16 protein-coding genes and 2 tRNA genes are annotated in these 22,869 nt (G+C 53.1%); 14 read left to right on the top strand and 4 right to left on the bottom strand.

Going from position 1 to position 22,869, the window contains the following annotated elements:
• Positions 1-3: 3 nt before the first annotated feature.
• Positions 4-2,055 (top strand): right-handed parallel beta-helix repeat-containing protein, encoded by a 2,052-nt coding sequence (locus AC3Y2E_RS01275; protein WP_379206331.1) that lies wholly within the window; start codon positions 4-6, stop codon positions 2,053-2,055.
• Between the two features lie 101 nt (positions 2,056-2,156).
• Entirely contained in the window at positions 2,157-4,436 is a 2,280-nt protein-coding gene (locus AC3Y2E_RS01280) for a helix-turn-helix domain-containing protein (protein ID WP_379206334.1), read from the top strand.
• A gap of 110 nt (positions 4,437-4,546) precedes the next feature.
• Here the strand turns inward: AC3Y2E_RS01280 and asnB are convergent, their stop codons facing one another.
• On the bottom strand, positions 4,547-6,391 hold the full coding sequence (gene asnB, locus AC3Y2E_RS01285) for an asparagine synthase (glutamine-hydrolyzing) (RefSeq protein WP_379206336.1): 1,845 nt from the start codon (positions 6,389-6,391) through the stop codon (positions 4,547-4,549).
• Between the two features lie 290 nt (positions 6,392-6,681).
• On the opposite strand from asnB, the gene AC3Y2E_RS01290 reads away from it, so the two are divergent.
• From AC3Y2E_RS01290 to AC3Y2E_RS01300, 3 genes are all read left to right on the top strand, one after another.
• Entirely contained in the window at positions 6,682-9,903 is a 3,222-nt protein-coding gene (locus AC3Y2E_RS01290; protein WP_379206338.1) for an efflux RND transporter permease subunit, read from the top strand.
• A 200-nt stretch (positions 9,904-10,103) separates the two neighbouring features.
• Positions 10,104-10,409 (top strand): hypothetical protein, encoded by a 306-nt coding sequence (locus AC3Y2E_RS01295; protein WP_379206341.1) that lies wholly within the window; start codon positions 10,104-10,106, stop codon positions 10,407-10,409.
• 161 nt (positions 10,410-10,570) lie between these two features.
• A complete protein-coding gene (locus AC3Y2E_RS01300) occupies positions 10,571-10,732 on the top strand; it encodes a hypothetical protein (RefSeq protein ID WP_190924523.1) in 162 nt (53 codons plus the stop codon).
• 134 nt (positions 10,733-10,866) lie between these two features.
• Here AC3Y2E_RS01300 and AC3Y2E_RS01305 read toward each other — a convergent pair whose 3' ends face one another.
• The gene (locus AC3Y2E_RS01305; protein ID WP_379206344.1) at positions 10,867-11,301 is read right to left on the bottom strand and encodes a hypothetical protein; all 435 of its coding nucleotides are present in this window, start codon (positions 11,299-11,301) and stop codon (positions 10,867-10,869) included.
• Between the two features lie 108 nt (positions 11,302-11,409).
• Between AC3Y2E_RS01305 and AC3Y2E_RS01310 the strand changes: the two genes are divergently transcribed.
• From AC3Y2E_RS01310 to AC3Y2E_RS01340, 7 genes are all read left to right on the top strand, one after another.
• Positions 11,410-12,372, top strand: a complete 963-nt coding sequence (locus AC3Y2E_RS01310) for a YihY/virulence factor BrkB family protein (RefSeq protein ID WP_379206346.1) — start codon at positions 11,410-11,412, stop codon at positions 12,370-12,372.
• Between the two features lie 309 nt (positions 12,373-12,681).
• On the top strand, positions 12,682-13,083 hold the full coding sequence (locus tag AC3Y2E_RS01315) for a YhjD family protein (RefSeq protein ID WP_379206348.1): 402 nt from the start codon (positions 12,682-12,684) through the stop codon (positions 13,081-13,083).
• Between the two features lie 1,086 nt (positions 13,084-14,169).
• Entirely contained in the window at positions 14,170-14,613 is a 444-nt protein-coding gene (locus AC3Y2E_RS01320; protein ID WP_379206350.1) for a hypothetical protein, read from the top strand.
• Positions 14,613-15,776 carry an SGNH/GDSL hydrolase family protein gene (locus tag AC3Y2E_RS01325; RefSeq protein ID WP_379206352.1) on the top strand — a complete coding sequence of 388 codons (1,164 nt, stop codon included), beginning with the start codon at positions 14,613-14,615 and terminating at the stop codon, positions 15,774-15,776. Before AC3Y2E_RS01320 ends, AC3Y2E_RS01325 begins: the two co-directional genes overlap by 1 nt.
• Positions 15,777-15,838: 62 nt before the next feature.
• The gene (locus AC3Y2E_RS01330) at positions 15,839-17,527 is read left to right on the top strand and encodes a glycosyl hydrolase family 28-related protein (RefSeq protein WP_379206355.1); all 1,689 of its coding nucleotides are present in this window, start codon (positions 15,839-15,841) and stop codon (positions 17,525-17,527) included.
• A 180-nt stretch (positions 17,528-17,707) separates the two neighbouring features.
• The gene (locus tag AC3Y2E_RS01335) at positions 17,708-18,037 is read left to right on the top strand and encodes a hypothetical protein (protein WP_379206357.1); all 330 of its coding nucleotides are present in this window, start codon (positions 17,708-17,710) and stop codon (positions 18,035-18,037) included.
• Positions 18,038-19,627, top strand: coding sequence for a glycerophosphodiester phosphodiesterase (locus AC3Y2E_RS01340; RefSeq protein ID WP_379206359.1), 1,590 nt, complete (start codon positions 18,038-18,040; stop codon positions 19,625-19,627).
• 286 nt (positions 19,628-19,913) lie between these two features.
• Here the strand turns inward: AC3Y2E_RS01340 and AC3Y2E_RS01345 are convergent.
• Together AC3Y2E_RS01345 and AC3Y2E_RS01350 are read right to left on the bottom strand one after the other, a co-directional pair.
• Positions 19,914-19,987, bottom strand: a tRNA-Arg gene (locus AC3Y2E_RS01345).
• Positions 19,988-20,001: 14 nt separating this feature from the next.
• Positions 20,002-20,075, bottom strand: a tRNA-Gly gene (locus tag AC3Y2E_RS01350).
• A 263-nt stretch (positions 20,076-20,338) separates the two neighbouring features.
• Between AC3Y2E_RS01350 and AC3Y2E_RS01355 the strand changes: the two genes are divergently transcribed.
• Both AC3Y2E_RS01355 and tig read left to right on the top strand, forming a co-directional pair.
• Entirely contained in the window at positions 20,339-21,280 is a 942-nt protein-coding gene (locus AC3Y2E_RS01355) for a hypothetical protein (protein WP_379206361.1), read from the top strand.
• 140 nt (positions 21,281-21,420) lie between these two features.
• Positions 21,421-22,722, top strand: a complete 1,302-nt coding sequence (tig, locus tag AC3Y2E_RS01360) for a trigger factor (RefSeq protein WP_332073495.1) — start codon at positions 21,421-21,423, stop codon at positions 22,720-22,722.
• Positions 22,723-22,869: the final 147 nt, after the last annotated feature.

The following is a 22,869-nucleotide window of genomic DNA, read 5'->3' on the forward strand; positions in this document are numbered from 1 at the left end:
GGAATGAACAAGGACAATCGGCCGGCAGCAGCCGGGATGGACAAGGCAATGAGCCGGCGCAAGCTGCTCGTCTCGATGGGAGCGGCCGGCGCGCTGGCCGCCGGATCGTGGATGTCGGGCGGCGTCGCGGAGGCCGCTTCGCGGGACAATGCGGCCGACTTGCTGGAGAGCGTGTTTGGCAGAGGCAACGTACCGGAGGGGCTGCTGACGAATGTGAACAGGAAGCTGGCGGAGCTGTTTCCGATGGTGAACGTCAAATGGTTCGGGGCGCTCGGCAACGGCGTCAAGGACGACACGCAGGCGATCCAGCAGGCGATCAATTTCGCGAATACGGCTGCTGAGAAGCCGATCGTTTTTTTTCCGGCGGGGACGTATATCGTGTCGCCTACGCGAACGACGCGGATCGTGCTGCACAGCGGCATCCGCCTGACGGGCAGCCACGCCGCGGTTATCCGGGTGAAGAACAATGCCGGCGATTACGAGACGATCTTCGGGCCGGCGACGAACAATACGTATATCGAAAACGTGTCGATCAGCAACTTGACGATCGATCAGAACGCGAGCAACAATACGACCTGCAACGTTACTGTCGCGGACAACGGCTCCAGACAATACGCCATTGCGATCTACCGGTTCCAGCACGTTATTGTAGACAATGTCCGCTTCGTCTCCATCTGCGGAATCAATGCCGTTACGCTTAATGGGGACGGCTCCAAGTTCGCGGTCGTACGCGACTGCTTCTTCCGGTTCGTGCGCGCCCGGGGCCAGGCCAACTATGACAATTCCGCCGTTTATTTCAATTGCGAAAACCACGCCGCGCTCGGCAACGTTTTCCTGGCGGAAATCGCCGAAAAAGCATATGGCGCGATCGAGACGCACAACGGCCTGGCCGTCATTGCGAACAATGTGAGCGAAGGATACGTAACGGGCGTCAACGTCGTCAGCCAAAGCCAAAATACGGCCGTTACGCGGGACAATTCGGACATTACCGTAACCGGCAATACGTTCAGCAAAGCCGCGCACGGCGTCCGTCTCTGGTCGATAACCGGCAAGACGCTGCACAATGTCAACATTACGAACAATACGATCTCGCTGGCCAACGCTGAGCATGCGGAGCGGGAATGCAGCGGCGTAAGCACCGTACTCGACCTGTCGCCGAACCGGGTGCTCGACGGCGATTACGACACGCTGCTAGTGGCGGGCAATACGATCAAGTTCCAGATGGAGCCGGTCCAGCGGGCGACGCTCATCGATTCGGTCAATTATGCGATCGGCATCACGCCTAGAGGTAATATGGCCAATGTGCTCGTCTCCCATAACGTGATTACGAACGCGCCGGTCGCCGGCATCAAAGTCGGGCTGCACAATCAGCCGAACCGGTTCGTCAATATCGCGGTGCGCGACAATGTGATCGCGAACTCCGGCATATACCAGCACGGCATCCGCGATTATTGCGCCGCCGTATTCCTCGTCGGCAACCTGGAGCGGGTCAGTGTCGTCGGCAATCATATCTCCGACACGTTCGATACGATGCAGGGCCATCAGTCGTTTTATACGTTCGGTACGGCGATGAAGGAGGTGACGATCCGCGACAATACGGTCTGGAGCAAGCAGGGCGGCTATCGCTCCAGCATCCAGTCGCCCGGCATCGATACCGGGGACAAGCATGCCATCCGTTACGTGGACAGCGTCCCTCTTACTTCGGGAAAACTAACGGTCGCCGCGGGCGATACGATCGTCCCGGACGGGCCGCCCGCTCCGGATTCGTTCTACGGGTACCGGGCGACGACCGGCGGTACGTTCGGGACGCTGACGGGAGTAACCGGCACGGTCGCTTCCGGCACGGCCGGCTTGACGGTGAACAATGCGAGCCTGCTGCGCGTCGGCGACGTTCTGGCGATCGCGGGCGCTCCGGCTTCGTACGAAATCGTGTACATCAAGGGACCGGTCGTAGTGCTGCGGACGCCGGTGCCGGTGTCGCTGACGAACGCGGCGGTTTCGTTCCATCCTCCGGTGCTGCTGCCCTTCGGCAAATACGAAGCGTTGCAGGCGTAACCGCGGATATATGTCATTTTTGCGAGCGCTCAGGCTGCGGCCTGGCGCTTGCGTGTTATAATGACAAGTAACAACCGTGTATCCGGAGGTCGTAAGCGCCCGTGAGAAAAAAGCGTTCATCCCGGTTTTTAGTTCGTCTGATAGCGTTCAGCCTGCTGCTCGTAACGGTGCCGGTAACCGTTATGGGGATATTTTCCTACTACAAGGCTTCGGATATGCTGCAGCAGCGCGTCCGCGACAGCAACGGCCAGCTTCTTCTGCAGATTGAATCGAAGGTCGAACAGGTGCTGCGCATGACCGATGCGTCAGCCGTACAATATACCGGGCTTCCGCTCGTAACCGAAGCGCTGGACGTCAGCTTGTCGCCGAACGATTTCAAAATCGTGAACAATCTGCTTACCGGCATGAACCAGCTGCAAGCTCACGAATGGGGCATTCACGATATAAAGCTGATCGACCTGAACCATAACTGGATGATCGACGCCGGAGGACTGTCGCGGTTCGACCGGTTGGCCGACCCATGGGCCGAGTATGCCGCTGCCCCGCAGACTTCGTATTGGATCGACGAGGGAGAGCGGATTCGCCTGGTCAAAAAAATTCCGGTGTATGCCCAATCACCGCAAGGGCTGCTTACGATCGCCATTCCCGTATACGAATTCGAGAAGCTGATCGGCCAGATCCGCTTCGGCGGCACGGTCCTCGTGCTCGACAAGAAGGGCAAGGTGCTGGCGGGAGGCGACCGGGCGGCGCACGGCCGGCCTTTCGAGACGCTCCCCTTCGGCCGCCTGCTGAGCCCGCTCGCCGGAGAGCAGGACGAAGGCCACTATACGAGCGGCACGCCGGACGGCGAAGTCGAGGTGACGTACCGGACTTCGCCGTATAACGGCTGGACGTATATATCCGTAGTGCCGATCGGCGAAATGTCCAGATTGTCGAAGCAGATCGGCTTGTTCACGGTGGCGCTTTGCGGTTCGGTGGCGCTGACGGCGTTTGCGCTGGCGTACTGGGGCTTGGGGAAAATGTATTCCCCGATCCGCAGGCTCGTCCAGAGCGCCTCCGGACCGGCGGCCGGCGGACAGACGGAGGGAGTGGGGGCGGAGGACGAATGGGAGCTGATCGGCTCCAGGCTGTCCGGCCTGATGAGCGCCCAATCCGAGCTGTTTCAGCAGCTGCAGGGCCAGTCGAGGCAGTTGAAAGAATTTTTCGTGCTGAAGCTGCTCCAGAACGAGCCGGGACCGGACGAGCTTAAGGAGAAGCTCGCTTTGTTCGAGCATGCGCGGACGTGGACGTCGTATATTGTGCTCGTCCTGCAGATCGATTCCTACGACCGTTCGCGATACGGAGACAACGACCGCGATCTGATCATGTTTGCGATTAACAATATGGTGACTGACCTCATACCGGCGAAGACGAGACTGCTGCCCGTCGTATCGGATCGTTCGCAGATTACGATCGTCGGCTGCGAAGCGGGCGACGAGGCGCTGCTGAAGCGACAGACCTACGAGCTGGCGCTTGGCATTCAGCAGGAAGTGAAGCGTTACTTGCGTGTTAAGACGAGCATCGGCATCAGCCGTAGGCACGAGCAGCTCGGCTGCGCCCGGACCGCATTCAAGGAGGCGGCGGAGGCGCTCAAGTACCGGATGAAGCTTGGCGACGAGGCCGTGTTGTTTATCGAGGAAGCGGAGCCGGAACCAGACCGCAGGCTCCGCTTCAACTATCCGGCCCAGCTGGAGCAGGCGGTCGTCGATGCGGTCAAGATGGCCGACCGGGAGCGGATCGGACCGGCGCTCGCCGAGTTCGGGAGGGCCGTGTTCGCCAACGACTGGACGCATCACGATTATTCCATGTCATACGTCAGGCTGCTGACCGAGCTGCTGCGCGTCGTGCAGGATGGCGGAGGGGCGGAGGCGGAGCGGCTGCCGGGTCCGGAAGGGCGCTCGCCGTTCCATGAGCTGCTTGGGCTGCGCACGGCGGCGGAGATCGAGCAATGGCTGCTGCAGGCCGTCATCGAGCCGGCCGTCATAACGTTCGAACAGCAGCGCAAAACCCGCTACAGAAGCATCTCCCGCGAAGTGATCGCGATGATCGAGAACGAATGCGACATGGAACTGACGCTGGAGTCGTGCGCGAGCCGGATGAATTACAGCAGCAGCTATATCGCCAAAGTGTTCCGCCGCGAGACGGGAATGAGCTTCAGCGATTACGTCATGCAGGTCAGGCTGCAGACGGCGAAGCGCTGGCTCGCCGAGACGGAGATGAAAGTGGCGGAAATCGCCGACAAGCTGAAATACAACAGCTCGGCCAACTTTATCCGTTATTTCCGCAAAGCCGAAGGCGTAACGCCCGGACAATACCGGGAAGAAAGCCGGTCGCGGAAGTGAACCGGCAAACAGACAAAAGGAAGAGGGCGGTCGAAGGCTCTCTTCCTTTTTCGTATGGCTGTTCTTTTGCGAATTCTGTTCCTTTCCTGCGCAGAAGGCTGCACCGGAACTCAGCGGATCGACACCTTGTATTCGCGCAGCCAGGAATCGATTTGGCCGATATAAGCGAACAGCTGCGGACCGGACATCAATTGGCCGAACCAGGGCAGATCCATCGTCGCCGTCTCCGGTGCGGCCAGACGGCGGAGATGATCGGTGTCGAGAAACTGCAGCACAGGCGAGGAAGGATCGTTCAAGATTTGCAGCACCCGGCTGCGGGTCGCCGCCAAATAGTTCGGGTTGTGTGTTTTCGGATACGGGCTTTTTTTGCGGGTCAGCACGTCGTCGGGCAAGAGGCCTTTAAGCGCCTTGCGCAAAATCCCTTTCTCGCGGTCGCCCGCCGACTTGATTTCCCACGGGACGTTCCACATGTATTCCACCAGCCGGTGATCGCAGAAGGGGACGCGTACTTCGAGGCCGACAGCCATGCTCATCCGGTCTTTGCGGTCGAGCAGAGTCGGCATGAACCGGGTAATATTCAAGTACGACATCTCCCTCATCCGGCGGGCCGTATCTTCCTCACCGGCGAGATGGGGCACTTCTTCGAGCGCCTGCCGGTACCGCTGATCCAAATAGTCGCGGGGCCGCAGCCAGTCGGCCGTTTCATCCGACAGCAGCCCGGTGCGGATGCCGGCGGACAGCGACCACGGGAACGTATCCGCATTTAGCGATTCCTCGCGGTGGAACCACGGATAACCGCCGAATATTTCGTCGGCGGCTTCGCCCGAGATGGCGACCGTCGCGCCTTTTTTGATCTCCCGGCAAAATAAATAAAGCGATCCGTCCACATCGGTCATCCCGGGCAGATCGCGCGCCCGAAGCGCATCCTCCAGCGACTCTACAAGCTCCGGCGTATCGAAGGTCACGTCATGGTGCCGGGTTCCCAGATGCCGGACCATCCGCTGAATCCACGGGGCGTCGGAGTTCGGCTGGAATACATTTGCCTTGAAATGTTTGTCGTTGTCGACATAATCGACCGAATACGTGTCCACGATCCCTTGACCGGTCCGGTTATAATACTCGGCAGCGATCGCCGTCAAGGCGCTGGAGTCGAGACCGCCGGACAGGAGCGTGCATACCGGCACATCGGATACAAGCTGACGCTCTACGGTGTCGATCAGCAGTTCGCGAATGTGCGAGGCTGTCGTCTCGACATCTTCCTCGTGGGGCTTGCTCTCCAGCTTCCAGTACGTTCTGGCCGAGATGCCGCTGCGCTCCACAGTCATGCACTGGCCGGGCTTCAGCTCCGCCATATGTTTGTAGATGCCGTGTCCGGGCGTTCGCGCCGGGCCGATGATGAACAGCTCCGCGAGCCCTTCGCGGTCGACCTCCGCGGGAAAATCGGGGTGCGCAAGAATCGCCTTGGGCTCCGAGCCGAACAGCAGCATGCCGTCCCGCACGGCGTAAAAAAGCGGCTTCACGCCGAGCCGGTCCCGGGCCAGAAAAAGCGTTTGCTCCGTATCGTTCCATACGGCGAAGGCGAATATGCCGTTCAGCCGGTCCAGGCACGCGCGCCCCCATTCGATGTACGACACCAGCAGCACTTCCGTATCGCAGTTCGTCGAGAACGAGTGTCCCCGCTGTTCCAGCTCTTTGCGAAGCTCGATCGCATTGTAGAGCTCCCCGTTATATACGATCGTATAGCCGGTGTCCCCTCTCGTCCGGGTCATCGGCTGGGCGCCGTTCTCCGGGTCCATCACGCTTAATCTGCGGTGTCCGAGCGCGCAATGCCGGGAAAGCCACGTGCCGGACGCATCCGGACCGCGAAGTGCCATCGTTTCCGTCATATTCACGAGCACGGACGGAAATTGGGTCAAGTCTTTACGCCAGTCGATCCATCCCGTTATTCCGCACATGTCCATTCATCCTCTCGCCGCTAAGGTGTAAAACTGCCGATTTCCAAAGAAAAACGTCTTGCGACGCCGAATCAGGGAGAAAAGGCCCAAAACGATACTAACAACGTATGCGGCAGCCGGGTGTTTCATGTCTGTCCATCTAACATTACTAAGCCGCTGCGCTAACCGTGAAAACAAATACGAGCTTCTTGCAGAAAATATCCAATTTGATGTTGGGTTTCTTGAAATTGGAGCACAATAGGGGAAGCGTGCAGCACGCCCTATTCCGATAGAACAAGGAGCGTATTCCGTTGAAAAGTATAATCCGATTTTCGCTTGGCAATAAATTTGCCATCCTGATCCTGACGCTGATCGTAACGGCGGCCGGCTTGTACGCCGGATTAACGATGAAGAAAGAGACGATCCCGGACATCGAGGTTCCGGTATTAACCGTTACCGCCATCTATCCCGGAGCGGCGCCGCAGGAAGTGGCGGACAAGCTGGCCAAGCCGCTGGAGCTTCGAATCCGGGCGCTGGCCGGCGTAGGCACCGTAAGCTCGACATCAATGGAGAATGCGGCGTCGATCATGATCGAGTACGGCTACGACAAAAATATGAAGGAAGCCGAGGACGAGCTGCGCCGGGTGCTGGCCGATTTCGTCAAGCCCGAAGGCGTGCAGGATATACGCGTCTCGAAAATCAGCATCAACGATTTTCCCGTCATCTCGCTGAGCGTGTCGGGCAAAACGAAACAGCTCGAGGAAGTGACCCGGCTCGTTCAGGACGAACTGCGGCCGATGCTGGAAGGGATCGACGGGGCGGGAAGCGTCAGCATATCCGGGCAGTATGTGCAGGAAGTGGAGCTGACGTTCGACCGCGCCAAAATGGCGGAGCTGGGGATTGGCGAAGAGACGGTCAAAGCGATCGTACAAGGATCGGCGATTCAAGTGCCGCTTGGTTTATTCGAGATGGAGAACGCCGAAAAAACGGTTGTCGTGGACGGCAATATCCGCACCTTGGACGATCTGCGCAATCTCAGCATCCCGGTCATTCCATCCGCCGCCGGTTCAGCTGCAGGAGCTGCAGCGGCTCCCGGAGCCGCGGCGATGCCCGGAGCGGCCGCTGCTCCCGGTACGGCCGTTGCCCCGGGAGCGCCGCAGCAGCCGAACGCCGCTCCGGGCGCCGGGATGACTCCGGGCGGGGCAGCCGTCCCGCCGATTGCGGCGGGCATACCGACCGTGAAGCTGTCCGACATCGCGGACGTCAAGCTGGTCGGCAAGGCGGAGTCGATCTCCCGCACGAACGGCAGCGAATCGGTCGGCATTAACGTGACGAAGGCGCCTGCCGCCAACACGGTCGACGTCGTGAACGGCGTGAAGGAGAAGGCCAGACAGTTCGAGGAGCAATTCCCCGGCATGGAGACGCTTGTCATGATGGATCAGGGGCAGCCGATTGAGGAATCGGTCAGCACGATGCTGGACAAGGCGATGTTCGGAGCGTTATTCGCGGTCATCGTTATTTTGCTGTTTCTGCGCAATATCCGGACGACGCTTATATCCGTTGTCTCCATTCCGCTGTCGCTGCTTATCGCGCTGGTCGTCCTGAAGCAGATGAATATTACGCTCAACATTATGACGCTCGGCGCCATGACGGTGGCGATCGGACGGGTCGTCGACGATTCGATCGTCGTTATCGAGAACAACTACAGACGGATGGGACTCAGCACGGAGAAGCTGTCGGGCAAGGCGCTCGTACTGGATGCGACCCGCGAGATGTTCGTCCCGATCTTGTCGTCGACGCTCGTCACGATCGCCGTATTCCTGCCGCTCGGCGCCGTCAGCGGACCGGTCGGCCAGCTGTTCCTGCCGTTTGCCCTGACGATGGTTTTTGCGCTGCTGGCTTCGCTGCTCGTCGCCATTACGGTCGTGCCCGCTCTGGCCCACTTCATGTTCCGCAGCGGGCTGAAAGGCAAGGCTGGGCATGAAGACAAACCGGGAGCGATCGCCCGCTTTTACCGACGCGTGCTGCAAGGCTCGCTAAACCGCAAAGCGCTAGTGTTTATCGCGGCGGTTCTGCTGCTCGCCCTCAGCCTCGGACTGACCGGACTCGTCGGCGTCAGCTTCCTCCCGGAGGAGGAACAGAAATATGCGATGGTGACCTATAATCCGGGACCGGGCCAGCGGATCGTAGACGTGGAGAAAACGGCGCTTGAAGCGGAGAAGCTGATTCTCGGCCGCAGCGGCGTGACGAATTTGCAATATTCGGTCGGCGGCCAGACGCCGATGAGCTTCGGACCGAGCAAATCCGCCTTATTTTACGTGCAGTACGAGAGCTCGACAAAAAACTTTACAGAAGAGAAGGAAGCGCTCGTCGCCGATTTGCAGAAGCTGGATGCAGCCGGCAAATGGGGTCAGATGGATTTTGGCGGAGGGTTCGGCGGGAGCAAGCTGAGCCTCACCGTATTCGGCAATTCGCCGGAGGAGATCAGGCCGGCCGTCGAACGGGTGATCGCCGCACTGCAGGCGGAAGGCTCATTCGAGAAAGTCGAGTCCAGCTTGTCCAAATCGTATGAGCAGTACACGGTATTAGCCGATTCGAGCAAGCTGGCCAAGCTCGGCCTGACCGCCGGACAAATCGCGATGAGGCTGAGTCCGGTCCGCACCCGTCCGGTATTAACCGAGGTGGAGACGGACGGCAAGCCGTACAACGTCTACGTGAACGCAGAGCAGAACGAGCCGGCGGGCTTGGCCGACATTGAGAATACGACACTTACGTCTCCCCTCGGAGCGGCTGTGCCGATCAAAGACGTCGCCACGATCGAGAAAGGCTCGTCGCCCAATACGATTACGCACAAAAACGGGCGGCTGTACGCGGACGTAACGGCGGATATTACCGTCAAGGACGTAGGCAAAGCGTCGGCCGCCGCACAATCCGCGATCGACGCGCTCGGCCTGCCGTCCGGCATCGCGGTGGAATTCGGCGGCGTAACCGAGCAGATCACCGAGACGTTTACCCAGCTCGGCCTCGCGATGGCCGCAGCGGTAGCGATCGTTTATTTGCTGCTCGTCATTACGTTCGGCGGAGCATTGACCCCGTTTGCGATTTTATTCTCGCTGCCATTTACCGTGATCGGGGGCTTGGCCGCTCTGTACATCGCCGGCGAGACGATCAGCGCCTCCGCGATGATGGGCGCGCTCATGCTGATCGGCATCGTCGTGACGAACGCCATCGTATTGCTGGACCGCGTCCTGCATAAGGAGCGGGAGGGGCTAAGCGTACGCGAAGCGCTGCTCGAAGCGGGGACGACCCGTCTCAGGCCGATTCTGATGACGGCGCTTGCGACCGTAGGCGCGCTGCTGCCGCTGGCGCTCGGCTTCGAGAGTACGAGCGGCAGCCTGATCTCCAAGGGGCTGGGCGTTACAGTAATCGGAGGGCTGATCAGCTCGACGCTGCTGACGCTTGTGATCGTGCCGATCGTGTACGAGTTTCTGGCCAAGTTCCGCCGGAAGCCGGTTCATAACGAGCCGAATTAGGAATAAAACGACAAAATTCGACATGAACATTCATACCTCGTTCATAATTCAGCCACTACCCTAGATATAGGGCAACAAGCCGCTCATTTACCCGGGATAAATATAGGCTTGCTCAAAACTAGTGCAAAAGGGTGGTATCGTTTGAAGCTGAAAAAACCGTTTTTGACGCTGTTAACTACGATGATGAGCGCATCCCTTGTGTGATGTCCGCTTGCGGAGGCAGCTCCGGCAGCGGCGGCAGCTCAGGCGCCGATCAGAATGATTCGAACAAACCGTCGCCTGAGAACAAGGACCCGATCACGCTGAAATGGTCTTACAATTTCGGGGAAGAGACGTTCAAAACCTACATCAAGGAACCGATAGAGAAAAAATTTCCCCACATCACCATTGAACTGAGCAGCCGGGAGCGGAGCAGCAAGATGTTCGGGTTCGGGTGTCGGACGCCTCCATTCCTGTGCGCCCCGGTGTTGAGCTTCGCTTGTTGCCTGCCGGAAAATATTATTTAGGACGGGACAGGCTGACTGCCGGTGCGGCTGGCACCTTCAGGAGAAGGCTGGGCGGAACAGCTTCATAACGCGCCGCCCTCGTTGTATTCATATTCGCGAATATCCGCAAATACCGCAACGAATCGGGATTCGGAACGTACATGAAGCGAGGGGGGGAAGCGATGTTTACTTTGGAGGAAAAGCAATACATGCTGAAGCTGCTTGCCAAGGAGAAGCGGAGCAACTGGTTCGGGCTGAAGAAGACGCCCGCCGTACACCCGAAGCTGACGGAAAAGCTGGAACAGATGGTTCGCAACGAGCTGGTCAATAAAAAACATTTGTGAGGATTTTATCTATTTCCTTTTTTTCGTCGGAGTGTGCTCGCGGTAATCCGGATTATAGGTTATACAAGACGAGCCCCGAAGATGCTTCCATATTAGGGGGCTTCACGTGCAGAAAAGCTGGAGAACGTTGCGTTCTACAGCTTTTCTGCTTCTTTTTTTTGCTGCGGGGTAAGCAGTCCGTGCAGTTCGTATACGTACGAGCCGTTCTCGGCGACGCGGAGCTTGGCATACCCTTTAATCCGGAGCTGCTCTAACATTTCTCCGGCTTCTTCGAGGTTCATGTCGGAGGCGAGTACGACCTCCATCGGAGTGATCAGCCCTTCGTTGCGGGCTGCGATTTGAAGCACGATTTTTTCGGCGGTTTCACGGATATCAAGCTCGGCTTGCCTTTGCTGCTGCCGGGCTTTATTTTTGTTGTGCCAGAACCAGTAAGCGCTGCCTACGGCTGCAAGAATCAGGATGACCCAGCCGAATCGGACCAGGAGCGGGAGCAGGGAGAAGATCAGGACCAAGCCGACAAGTAAGGCCAGGCAGCCGAGCCATGAGCTGCCGCCGGTATTCTTTTGCATAAGATCACGCTCGATTCGAATGAATTGTAATGAAGATCAGGGTCCGGGATTGGTTTCATACTATACGGGGTAATAGGTACAAAGGTTACAAAGAAATGGGGGATTGCGATGAAAAAGAAGCGTAACATCGGGCGTATGGAGTTTATCCGGCAGTTGGTTTGCCGGTTTCGTGACGACGAAGTTCCGGCAATGGGCGCACAGCTCACGTATTATCTGATTCTCGCTTTTTTTCCGTTTCTCATCTTTTTAGTTAGTGTCGTCGGCGTTATGCAGCTGTCCGGGGATGAAGTGATCCGTGATCTGATTCTCGTGCTTCCGGAACAGTCGTCTGGATTGATTCGTACCGTTCTTGATGAGGTGACCGCATCGAGAAGTCATTCGCTGTTGTCTCTGGGCATGGTGGCGACGATCTGGTCGGCCTCGAACGGGATTAATGCGGTGATCAAAGGGCTGAACAAAGCGTACGATGAGGCGGAGACGCGGCCGTTCTGGAAAGTGCGAGGCCTGTCCGTGTTGTCTACGATCATCCTGGCCGTTGTGTTTCTGCTGTCGGCGTCCATGGTCGTCTTCGGTAAAGTGATCGGCGAGCAGCTGTTTGAGCGGTTGGGTTACCCGGCGGGCTTTGACACGATCTGGAGCATAGTCAAATATGTAATTCCGTTAGCGGCGATGCTCGGAGTGCTTATGCTGCTGTACCGGTTCGCTCCGAACCGCAAGCTGCGCTTCCAGGACGTTTGGCCGGGAGCGCTGGCCGCGGCGCTGGGCTGGATCGTCACCTCGCTGCTGTTTTCCTTTTACGTGAACGCGTTCGGCAGCTATTCCAAAACGTACGGGAGCCTCGGCGGGGCGATCGTGCTGCTCATCTGGCTGTACATCAGCTCGATTATCCTTCTTGTCGGAGGGGAGATGAACGCGACGTTCGCTTTTTTCAGAGAAGGGAAAGCGAAGGATGAGTGCAAGCGGTACGGCTGGAACTTGCCGATGTTCAGCAAACGAAACGACTCTCCAGAGGCGGTAAATCGCGAAGGGGCGGGGGCGAGAAGAACGCAAACGGTGGATGACGGCGTGTGAGCGCTAGTCCTTTCCTTTATTCGAAACCCCGGCCGGATTAGTGAAACGGGGGGACGTGAATCGGGTAATGGGAATCTGGGCAACATCGTGGGGTCCTGGGAACGTGAATCCGGACAGCGTGAACCGGATAAATGTGAACCTAGGGAACGTCACCTAAGCAACGTGATCCCGGATTAAAGTTGATTACCGATAAATTTATGGTAGTCATGTTAGTGAAATGGACGTTTATGTAAAATTTTTCTTGAATGCGAACAAGTGTTTGGATTATAATGGAGATAAAGCAAAACTTGTATCAGGAGGTGTTCCCGTATGTCTGCACCGCTTCCTACACACCCAATCGCTCCTGCCGTCCCTGCCGAACATATGCATCTGATTCGCAATCTGGTCATCCTGCCCGTTGTTTTGTCCGCTTTCGAATGCGATAAGATGTATTTCGAGAAGAATCACAATTCCGGAGTAATGAGTCCTTATGCAGCGGTTGCTCAGCGGGCCATCAACCGGATTCAGGACGATATCGACAGGTTGACCGATACGCTCCGCCGGCAAGGTATCGAAGTGTACGCGGAGAAACGCAACCAGAACGGGATCAACCGCGTGTTTAACTTCCAAGGCAGCCGGAACGTATATGCTTTGCGCTGGGGAGCGTTCGACGCCGAGATCGACCTGCTGACGAACTATTATTTGGGGAATCTGGCCGAGGACGAGAAGTGAGGATGCTTTGCGGCTCGTGACGGCGAGCGGTGACCGGCCACACATGGCTGCCCAACCTCGCTTTGCGGCTCGTAATCGAGCTGAACCAGGAACGCTTCATTGAGGACCGCATGGGCGACAGGCGGCGTGGGGCGAACCTTAGACAATCTTTAACATTAGCAGGCGAGGCACGGCCTCGTCTTTCGAGGAAGCACTCTGATCAGAGTGCTTTTTCTTGTGGTTAAAAGGGATTTAAGTTTTTACTAAAGTGATCATTAAGCTTCAAAGCTTTGCTTCGAAAAAGCGGGCTGCGATTTTCTGTCCCCCAAAAAGCTGCCCTTTACGCAGGGGCATCCATCATGGCAAAGGCTTCGTTATGAAGATTATCTTAAAGGGATTGGAAAGTTTACGTTCAACACCGTACCTTTGCGGGTAAAGGGCCCCCTTGCTTGCCGAGTCAGTTAGCCTCGCAAGTTGCTTAGCGTTGTTTATTGTGGCCGTTCGGCACTCTGTCCTGCTACTAGATGGGGGGAGGGGGGGTGAATAGGAGTGGTTTGCAGCCTTTGGTCCGAAAACCGGCCTGGGCGAGGAATAAGAGCGGTTTGAAGCTGCTAATATTCGCGAAAAAGGCACAGACCCTTTCAGGTGGTGGAAATAAGGGGTACAAATCGCCTCTATTTGTCTTTTTCATCCCAATACGCCGTAAATAGAAGCTACTAGAGACTCTTATGTGGTTAGTTAGACCGTATGCATGTCATCTCAGCGAAGTCCAACGCGATCGGTTCGCAAGAAACGGGTTTACGGGATTCATGCGGAGCCGAGTTGTTCCCACACAAACTCATCAACAGCCGGCTGGAGCAAAGGTACCGATTCCCTTCCACGCACAGACGTATGGGCTTGCACGGAAAAGGACCGTCCAAAGGATCAGCTTTGACCGGATCGTTTTTCTTAGAGATAAAAGGGAACGACAGCAACGGGCAGGAACGAGCTAATTTGTAAATTAGGTGAAAAATGTAAAGTATTCCAGTTTACACATCGGGTGTTATGATGATCCTACGCTTCACCTTGCCCGAGAAATCGGAGCTCGATCATGGAGGTTGATGAGGAATGAGTTTGTTGGATTCGTTAGGCGTAAAGACAGGACGGATGGTGCGTTCGGACAACAGTATTGCCAATGAGGCGGATGGAATCCATTCGGATGGGAGCCAGAATGTACGTGTCACCGGGTGCGCAATGGAGGACGTCGTATTACACGACGCTTCAACCGCAGCTGGAGATGGAACTGCACTCGCTGTAGGGGCTTACCGGACGTTAACGCTCGAGATCACCGGGACAAGCACCAGCCGCACGATCCATTTTGAGGGGGCGAGCGTCGGCGGAAGCTATTACCCGCTGAAAGGGATTCGCTTGTCCGATCTCGCCATGGGCACCCAGACTACCACGAGCGGCGAAGTATGGCAGTTCGAGGTGACGGGACTCGTTACCTTCCGAGCCCGGATTTCTTCGATATCCGGAGGAACGATTAGCGTTAAGGGGAGGGCGGTGGTCTGATGGCGGATTTGATTGCGCGCTCGATGGCTGAAGAGAAGCGTGACAAAACTGTAAAGATCACATCGACTGATGTTGATTTTGTAGAAAGAAGTAACAATCTATTTAACTTATATGAGGAAGGTAATGCTGTAGGATACTATTTATTGAACGGCGCTCTTACAGCAGGCGCTGGGTACTATACGACCCATCATATTCCTTGTGTTTCCGGCAAACAGTACTCGATTCGGTATGCAGAAACCCAATTTGGTGCTTTTTATACGGCGCAAGGCGAATTTATCAGTAAAATTGGAACAGTTTCGGGAACTTCATCACCGTTTACTTTCACGGCTCCTACGGGAGCCTATACGATGCGAGTATGCGGACATAAAAATAAAATGAGCAGTGATGCTATTGTTGAAGGAGCGAGCTATCCGTCATCCTCTTCTGCCAGCTCGTACTACACGCGCATACAAAGGCCCTTGCTTTCGAGCGATAATCCGTTGGCAGGAAAGCGTGTTTTGTTTAATGGGGACAGTATTACAGCTGGTGCGGGATGGCCATCGACGGCAATTCTTAGTCCAAGGAACAATACTGGATGGGGGATTGTTATTGCCGAGAGGAACGGAATGAGTGCTGCCGGGTACGCAGTGAGCGGCGGTACTATTGCGGCAGGGACTTTTGCGAACAATGGAACCACTCCTCGCCATTGGATATGTAGGGATATTGTAAATATGGACGAGAATGCAGATTTTATTATTCTTCAAGGTGGTATAAACGATTACTGGCTCAATGTTCCTATCGGGGCGATTACGACATCATATACCGCTGCATTTGACGACACTACTTTTTGTGGGGCGTTGGAAAGTATCATTAAACAAGCCCAACTAAGATGGAAGGGGAAAAAGATCGGATATATTGTCACTTTTAAAGTAAAGGGGACATTTGACCTCTTAAATCAAAACAAGTCGGAGCTTTATTGGAACAAAGCTCGAGAAATCTGTGAGAAGTGGAGTGTCCCTTTTCTTGATTTATTTAAAACCAGTGGACTTAATTTCGGTCTTAGTGAAATCGTCAACGAGTATTCGCAACAGAATGGTGGAGTAGGGGATGGATGCCATCCGACTGAAGGCGGTTATAAAGAATATTTGGTACCCAAAATCGAAGCGTGGATGAAGACCTTATAGCTCGGACTCTAGCATCGAGAATTTGTTAGTTTCGGATCCGAATAGGAAAGGTGGTAGTCACATTGGCTGACTTGATTACGAAAGCTTTGGTTATTTCAGCAAAAGGTGGTAGCGTAAACGTAAAAGACTTCGGAGCGACAGGTGCATACAAGGATGATACAGCGGCAATCCAGAGCGCAATCGACTACATCGAGTCTATTGGAGGCGGAGAGGTTATTGTTCCTCCGGGAAATTACAATATAAGCGCGACTATAGAGGTGAAGCCAAAAGTTCACTTGAAATGTGCACATGGTTGCACGATTAGACCTACGGCTGATGTAAATATGATTAAGCTTCGCAAAAACGCACAGATAAGTGGAGCGCGACTCGATACGTACAGTTTTGTTGACTTTAACAAATGCTGCATATATGTAGATGGCAGCGATAAGTTTGCGTTTAATCATAATACATCCATCAAGAGCATGGTGCTTTACGGTAGACATGAACGTGTTGTTAGAAGTAAGGAGGAAGATGAGCACAGCAGCACAGGCATATATCTTTATGCAACAGGAAACGGAAACAACGTATGCGGTGTGCATATTTATGACATAAACATCATCTATTTTGGCAAGGCAATACATCTGCACGCAGAGAATGCTGGAGATGATACTTCGCAATGGGTTAACGGAAATCAATTTGATATGATAGGCTTTTCCGGGAATCAGTATGATATATATACCACTGGAAGTATTTATCGTCATCCGGTGCATAACGGAATCTATGAAACCTCAGGGAACATATTCACCAATATCCAGATACAGCCGACGGAAAATATCACAAAAAAATGCTTTTATATCAATGGTGCATATAATCGAATAATTGCTAAAGTATGGGATATTCATGTTGTTCCTTCCAGAATCCTTGCTCAGTTAACTAATAAAACGGCCTATACGATCATAAGTTCAAATTTGGAAAAGAAAAATGTAACTGATCAGGGAACAAGGAATAAAGTAGACGGTATTTACGAATCAGACGATTCATTTAAAGGCACTATGATGTCCGGGACAATTCCACCGCCGGTTCCTGAAGTAGGTATGTTTATTGGTAATCAGGACGATTTTTTAGCTTTCGCTAATAAAAGATTCACGGTTTCACAAACAGGAGGCCCGGCTCCGGAAGCTGGACAACTGATTAATGCATTTAATCTAAGTCCCAATTCTGCGGCAAAGTATGATGCTAGCACAACAGAAATAAACCCGATCGTTATCGAAATATTATTCCCCAGTGCAGTCACCTACTTTAGCAACTTCGGAATATCATTTGGCAAATGGAATGAAAGCCCGAAGAATATCAAGCTTCAAAAGTTGTACCAAGGCATGTGGTCGGATGTGTTTGACTACACGAACTTGACGGCAAAAGTCCATATCATCTCCGATAATATCCCGTATAACACCGAAGGTTTTCGAATTACTCTGAGTGGAACTAATGCGGCATCCGGGAAACTGCGAATAACAAGAATATTCGGGCAATGTGCCGATTCGGTAGGAGCTGCATATTTACAAACGATTGGCGGTCCTGTTTACGGAACGATTGATATGCGTGATAACTATGTTGTTGTGGGCAACAAAACGTCTTTGCCTACAGCCTCGGCAGCCTATCGCGGACATCTGATCTCCGTAAGAGGGGCAACCGGAGTTGAAGACAGTTTTTACGTTTGCGCAAAAGAAAGCAATGATGCTTATATATGGAAAAAAATTAATTTTACGCTTTAGTTCACCGGGAGTAATAGCAGTCTGACAAGCCCAAGTTTTCGGGTATAGGGGCGGCGTAAAGTAGATCGCCGATATAATGAGGGACTTGTGTAAATCAAGTCCCCTGATTGTTTAAGGCAGATATCGCTATGTTTGCAATTGTATATATAGATGTTAATGTTTCAGGAATGGCGGCGGAGTATGGTTGATTGGATTGCAAGGGCAATGGCGGAAGAGGCTAGAAGCATACCCAGAAACTCACTTGGTTTGGCGAATGTTGATACTGCGGTTAAAAACGCACTAAGACCTGCTAACGTAGCGCTTCCGTTTTATTTCATGAAGAATGCGGCCAATATGGTCAGGCAAAATATTAAATACGATATATACAGTTATTGTCAATACAACGGCAACGGTTCGGACATTGTTATCGACGATGACACGGTTATTGTTAACCAGCATTTTGGTACCAAATTTACTATTGAGTATATGATAACTTTTGAAATGCGCAGGTGGGGATCGTTAAGCTTTTGAATGACCATTGAAAAAACGGCCGGGACACCGAGCTTGCTTTTTAACTTTTTTGACGAGACCAATGCTTTGATATCGTCCAATGTGGCGGTAGCATTCGGAACATCGTATGTTAAAGAAAATATACCAATCCCGGATCATGCGGTTTATTTCAGGATTCTTGCTCAATCCAGCAATATTACGGCAGTGTACAGCAAATCGATCCTCACATACGGTGACATTCTAGGTGACTATTCCTTGGATTACTACAACAAAATCTTTTTTACTGAACAATACGCTCGGGTAAACCTGTTAAATACGTTTCCTGCCATATGGGAGGTTGGTACGACCATACCGAATGTGTCTCTTGATCAAGCATACTCTCCAAGCAATTTACGTGTGCGCTTAAAGCTTCCGCACGTACTCAAAGTGGAAGCTGGTAAATCGTTATATTGGAAAATCCCGGGGCATTATAAAATAGGGGTTGGACAATACGATGCTAACCGTCAATTTATTGCTAGCATGGGGCTCAATCCGACAACTGAATCGTCCATTGCTCTATCGCCAGCCACCACATTTGTTACCATCTTGCTGGCTTACACAAACGACGCGCCTATAGCACCAACCGACATTTCGATTGAAGAAATATATGTGGGGTATAGTCCAAGTATTGAAACATCTTTGTCCAGTCAAATAAACAACCTAGACAAAGTGCGTTCCCTTATTGGTAAAAATTGTGCTCTTACTTATACAGGGCATTCAGGAGCGCTTGGATATGCACCGGAAAATACATTGGAAGCTTTTGAACTGTCGCGATTATTTGGGATGACTGGAGCAGAAACTGATATTCTTATGACGGCGGACGGACATATTGTTCTTATGCACGATGAGACTATAGATCGAACAACTACGGGCACAGGTCGGGTAGCCGATTTAACGCTGGTCCAAATAAAGTCTTGCAATGTAAGTCAATCCCGATATTCCTATAATGTCAAAGTTCCAACGCTTGAGGAATTTATGGCGCTTTGCAGGTCGTGTGACGGTTTGATTCCGAGATTGGAAATTAAACCTTATCCTAGCAGCAACATACCTAACTTGGTTGCAGAAATGATTCGAATTGTCAAAAACTACAACATGATCGATTTTATAATGGTCACATCTTTCAGTGCTGACATTTTGCGTGAAGTGAGACGTCAAAACAAAGATCTTCTTCTTGGGCTTATACGCAGTAACGGATTAAACTACATGCAGCAAGACCTTGCTCTTTCCCGGGAATTGGGGAACTTTGCTATATGTTTGTACGATTATGAGCCCCCAGATATTACTGCGGTAACGACTCAGGAACAAGTAGACACCTATCATGCTAACGGTATTTATGTGTCGATAGGCATTTCGAATTTATTGGAGGAAGAAGCGTATTTTCCTAAAATAGGCGTGGACACGATTGTCACAAATGTCCTTCCTAACCGATTTCGAAATCCGGTTAAGTATTCGGCCGACATTCGCACTACAGATGGTGGTACAACGTGGGAATTCATAGGTGCTATTATTGGGACAAGTATATCGTTTGACAAGACGTTAGGAAGCAAGAAACTGGGAGTTGTTTTTCAATGAGATTTCCGCCTAACTGGTTTAACGTTCTTTATCCATCCATATATGTGACCAACTACAGCGGAGCCATACATCCGGGGAGCGAAAACCTTGTAGTGAATACATGGTGGAGGCCCGATAAAAAATGCATAGTTCTAACGTTTATTTACAATGGTACGTTGATAGATTATACAGAACTACCGAGTTTTGCTCAATTTCGCATCAATGTCATCTTTTAAGCCTAACTTGCTTTGATATAGGCAGATAGGAAAACAAGAAAAAGCACAAGCATAAGCTTGTGCTTTTCGACCGTCCCAGGAGAGATTCGAACTCCCGACCGACGGCTTAGAAGGCCGTTGCTCTATCCTGCTGAGCTACTGGGACACGATGTTGTAGGCTGGAGCGGGTGATGGGAATCGAACCCACGCCACCAGCTTGGGAAGCTGGAGTTCTACCATTGAACTACACCCGCATTTTTAGCGGCAGAAATAAATATAACACACGCCTGTATGAATTTCAAGACAAAAAAGCGGATTAATTTGGATGCGTGGACTTAACAAGGAATGCACCGACAACCACCATATTTGAACGTACAAAATCGGGAATAATAATGAAAGAAGAAAATACGCGTTATCAGGTTTTATTTTCCTCACACCACGTCGCAGCTGTTCCCGGGATGCACATTTCTGATACAATGAGAGAACGTGAAAATATGGGAAGGCGGTGGTAAGAGACGTGTCGTCCAATTCGGATAATGTGATATTGTTCCCGAAGACGATCGAGTATTACCAGAGCGAACTGACACGTTTGCTGGAGGGAGAATGCTATGCGGAAGCGGCCGGCATGCTCCGTTTTTTGCTTCAGTGCCAAAGCGACGATCCGGAGTACAAGGAGGAATGGCAGTCGCTGCTCGGGTGGCTGGTCGAGTCGTTTCCCGAATCGGTACGCGGACATGGAAGCAAGGGAACCGGCGTAACCGGTCCGTCCCCGGACGATGAGAACGAAGACGAAGTGGACGAAGCCGGTATGCTTAAACGGCATGTTCGGGCCAAAGCCGCCAATGACTCGAAATTCGCCGACAAGCTGCTGGACATGCTGGCGCCGCACGCAACGGCCGAGAAACAGATGATGGCGCTGGAGCAACTCGCCCATTTGGACCGGCGCATCGTAGGCGACAGGCTTAGACGCTGGCTGTCCGAAAGCCGTCTTCATCCGCTCGTTCAGTTTCGCGGTCTCCAGGTGCTGCGGACGATCGGTGAGACCGGAACGATCGAGATCCGCAAGCTGGGGCAGACGATGATGCTGACCATTGGCGATACACCGGTTCGTTACGAACAGTATCCGGACCATCTGAGAGCGATCGGCGAACGGGTCAAATCCGCAATGGAATCGAAGCAGCCCGGCTTGACGGAGCTGATTGAAGCGACATGGAAAGACTTTCTGGCTTTCGTTTATGGAACGGCCGTGTACGACGAGCTTCTCGCTTTGGATGAAACCGGCAAAAGCGTCTGGGCCGCAGCGCTTCACCATACGGTGGAGGAGATGCTTTTCGAGCGTGCAGACGAGCAAAAACTAGGGGAAATCTACGGGCTTCCGGAATCCGTTTCCAAATCGCTGAACAAGGCGCAGCAGGTCATCAAATTGTTCGCAACCGTATCCAGCCCTGCGGAATCGTAAAGGAAATGATCCTACGCTTGAAATGAAGCCTCCTTATGTTATAATATAGTGGTTAAATGGCCATTTTGAGAGCGCACGGGCCTTTGCAGCGGCTCCACGAGCGCGCGGGACCGGTAAATTTGTTGGAGGGGAAAGCATAAATGAAAGCAACTTGGGAAAAAATAGAGAAGAACAAAGTCGTTCTTAACGTCGAAGTAGATGCTGAGCAAGTAGCATCGGCGTTGGACCGCGCCTTTAAGAAAGTAGCGGCTAAGGCTAACATTCCAGGATTCCGTAAAGGCAAAGTGCCACGCCAAATTTTCGAAGCCAAGTTCGGCGTTGAAAGCTTGTATCAGGATGCAGTAGACATTCTTTTGCCGGAATCGTATGTAAAAGCTCTGGATGAAACCGAGATCAAGCCGGTAGATCGTCCGGATGTAGAGATCGAGCAGTTCGGCAAAGGACAAGCCTTCGTCTTTAAAGCGACCGTTACGGTTAAGCCTGAAGTTCAACTGGGCGAGTACAAAGGGCTTGAAGTTGTTCAGAAAGAATCCGCCGTTTCCGAAGAAGAAATCGCTGAAGAGCTGAAGCGTCTGCAGCAGCGTCATGCCGAGCTCGTTGTCCTTGAAGAAGGCACGGCTGAGAATGGCGACATCGCCGTTATCGACTTTGACGGTTCCGTCGACGGAGTTCCGTTCGAAGGCGGCAAAGCCGAGAAGCATTCGCTTGAACTCGGATCCGGCAGCTTCATTCCGGGCTTCGAAGAGCAAGTGGTAGGTATGGCCAAGGGCGAAGAAAAAGACGTTAACGTAACGTTCCCGGAAGAATACCATTCCGAAGAGCTGAAAGGCAAAGCGGCCGTATTCAAAGTCGTGCTGCACGACATCAAGCGTAAAAACCTGCCTGAGCTGGACGACGAGTTTGCCAAAGACGTTAGCGAATTCGACACGCTTGAAGAATTCAAGCAAGACATCCAGAAGCGTCTGCAGGAGCGCAAAGAACAGGCTAATGAGCAGGACCGCGAATCGGCGGTTGTCGAGAAAGCGGCTGCCAATGCCGAAGTGGAAATCCCTGACGCGATGATTACGTCTGAAGTTGACCGCATGTTCGAAGACTTCACGAACCGTCTCAAAATGCAAGGCATGGACATCGACATGTACCTGAAATTTACGGGGCAGGATCAAGCGACTGTTAAGCAGCAAATGCGCACGGATGCGGAGCGCCGCGTTCGCAACGATCTGGTGCTTGAGGCGATTGCCAAAGCCGAGAATATCAGTGCTACGGAAGAAGAAATCAACGGCGAGTTGGATCGTCTGGCTAGCCAGTACCAAAGATCCGTTGAGGAAATCCGCGTCATTTTGTCGGCGAACGGCAGCCTCGACTCGATCGAGCACGATCTGATCGTGAAGAAAACGGTCGATTTCCTCGTGGAGAACAGCAAGGCGGTTGCGGAAGTAGCCTAATCCGATAGCGACAATGCGACAAGGCACGTTTGTTCCTAACGTGCCTTTCGTTTACCCATCCGGACAGGATTTTACAGTTTTACGCAGCCGGGCATAAGTTTTAAAGCCGAATACATACATTGGTATTAACGCCAAAAATGACATGAG

It is taken from the genome of Paenibacillus sp. MAH-35, assembly GCF_058135425.1.

Bases quoted from the DNA above. Each gene is read 5' to 3' on its own strand.
- AC3Y2E_RS01275 (WP_379206331.1), top strand. From the start codon at position 4: ATGAACAAGGACAATCGGCCGGCAGCAGCCGGGATGGACAAGGCAATG.
- asnB (WP_379206336.1), bottom strand. From the start codon at position 6,391: ATGTGCGGAATAACGGGATGGATCGACTGGCGTAAAGACTTGACCCAA.
- AC3Y2E_RS01300 (WP_190924523.1), top strand. From the start codon at position 10,571: ATGTTTACTTTGGAGGAAAAGCAATACATGCTGAAGCTGCTTGCCAAG.
- AC3Y2E_RS01305 (WP_379206344.1), bottom strand. From the start codon at position 11,301: ATGCAAAAGAATACCGGCGGCAGCTCATGGCTCGGCTGCCTGGCCTTA.
- AC3Y2E_RS01310 (WP_379206346.1), top strand. From the start codon at position 11,410: ATGAAAAAGAAGCGTAACATCGGGCGTATGGAGTTTATCCGGCAGTTG.
- AC3Y2E_RS01315 (WP_379206348.1), top strand. From the start codon at position 12,682: ATGTCTGCACCGCTTCCTACACACCCAATCGCTCCTGCCGTCCCTGCC.
- AC3Y2E_RS01320 (WP_379206350.1), top strand. From the start codon at position 14,170: ATGAGTTTGTTGGATTCGTTAGGCGTAAAGACAGGACGGATGGTGCGT.
- AC3Y2E_RS01325 (WP_379206352.1), top strand. From the start codon at position 14,613: ATGGCGGATTTGATTGCGCGCTCGATGGCTGAAGAGAAGCGTGACAAA.
- AC3Y2E_RS01335 (WP_379206357.1), top strand. From the start codon at position 17,708: ATGGTTGATTGGATTGCAAGGGCAATGGCGGAAGAGGCTAGAAGCATA.
- AC3Y2E_RS01340 (WP_379206359.1), top strand. From the start codon at position 18,038: ATGACCATTGAAAAAACGGCCGGGACACCGAGCTTGCTTTTTAACTTT.
- tig (WP_332073495.1), top strand. From the start codon at position 21,421: ATGAAAGCAACTTGGGAAAAAATAGAGAAGAACAAAGTCGTTCTTAAC.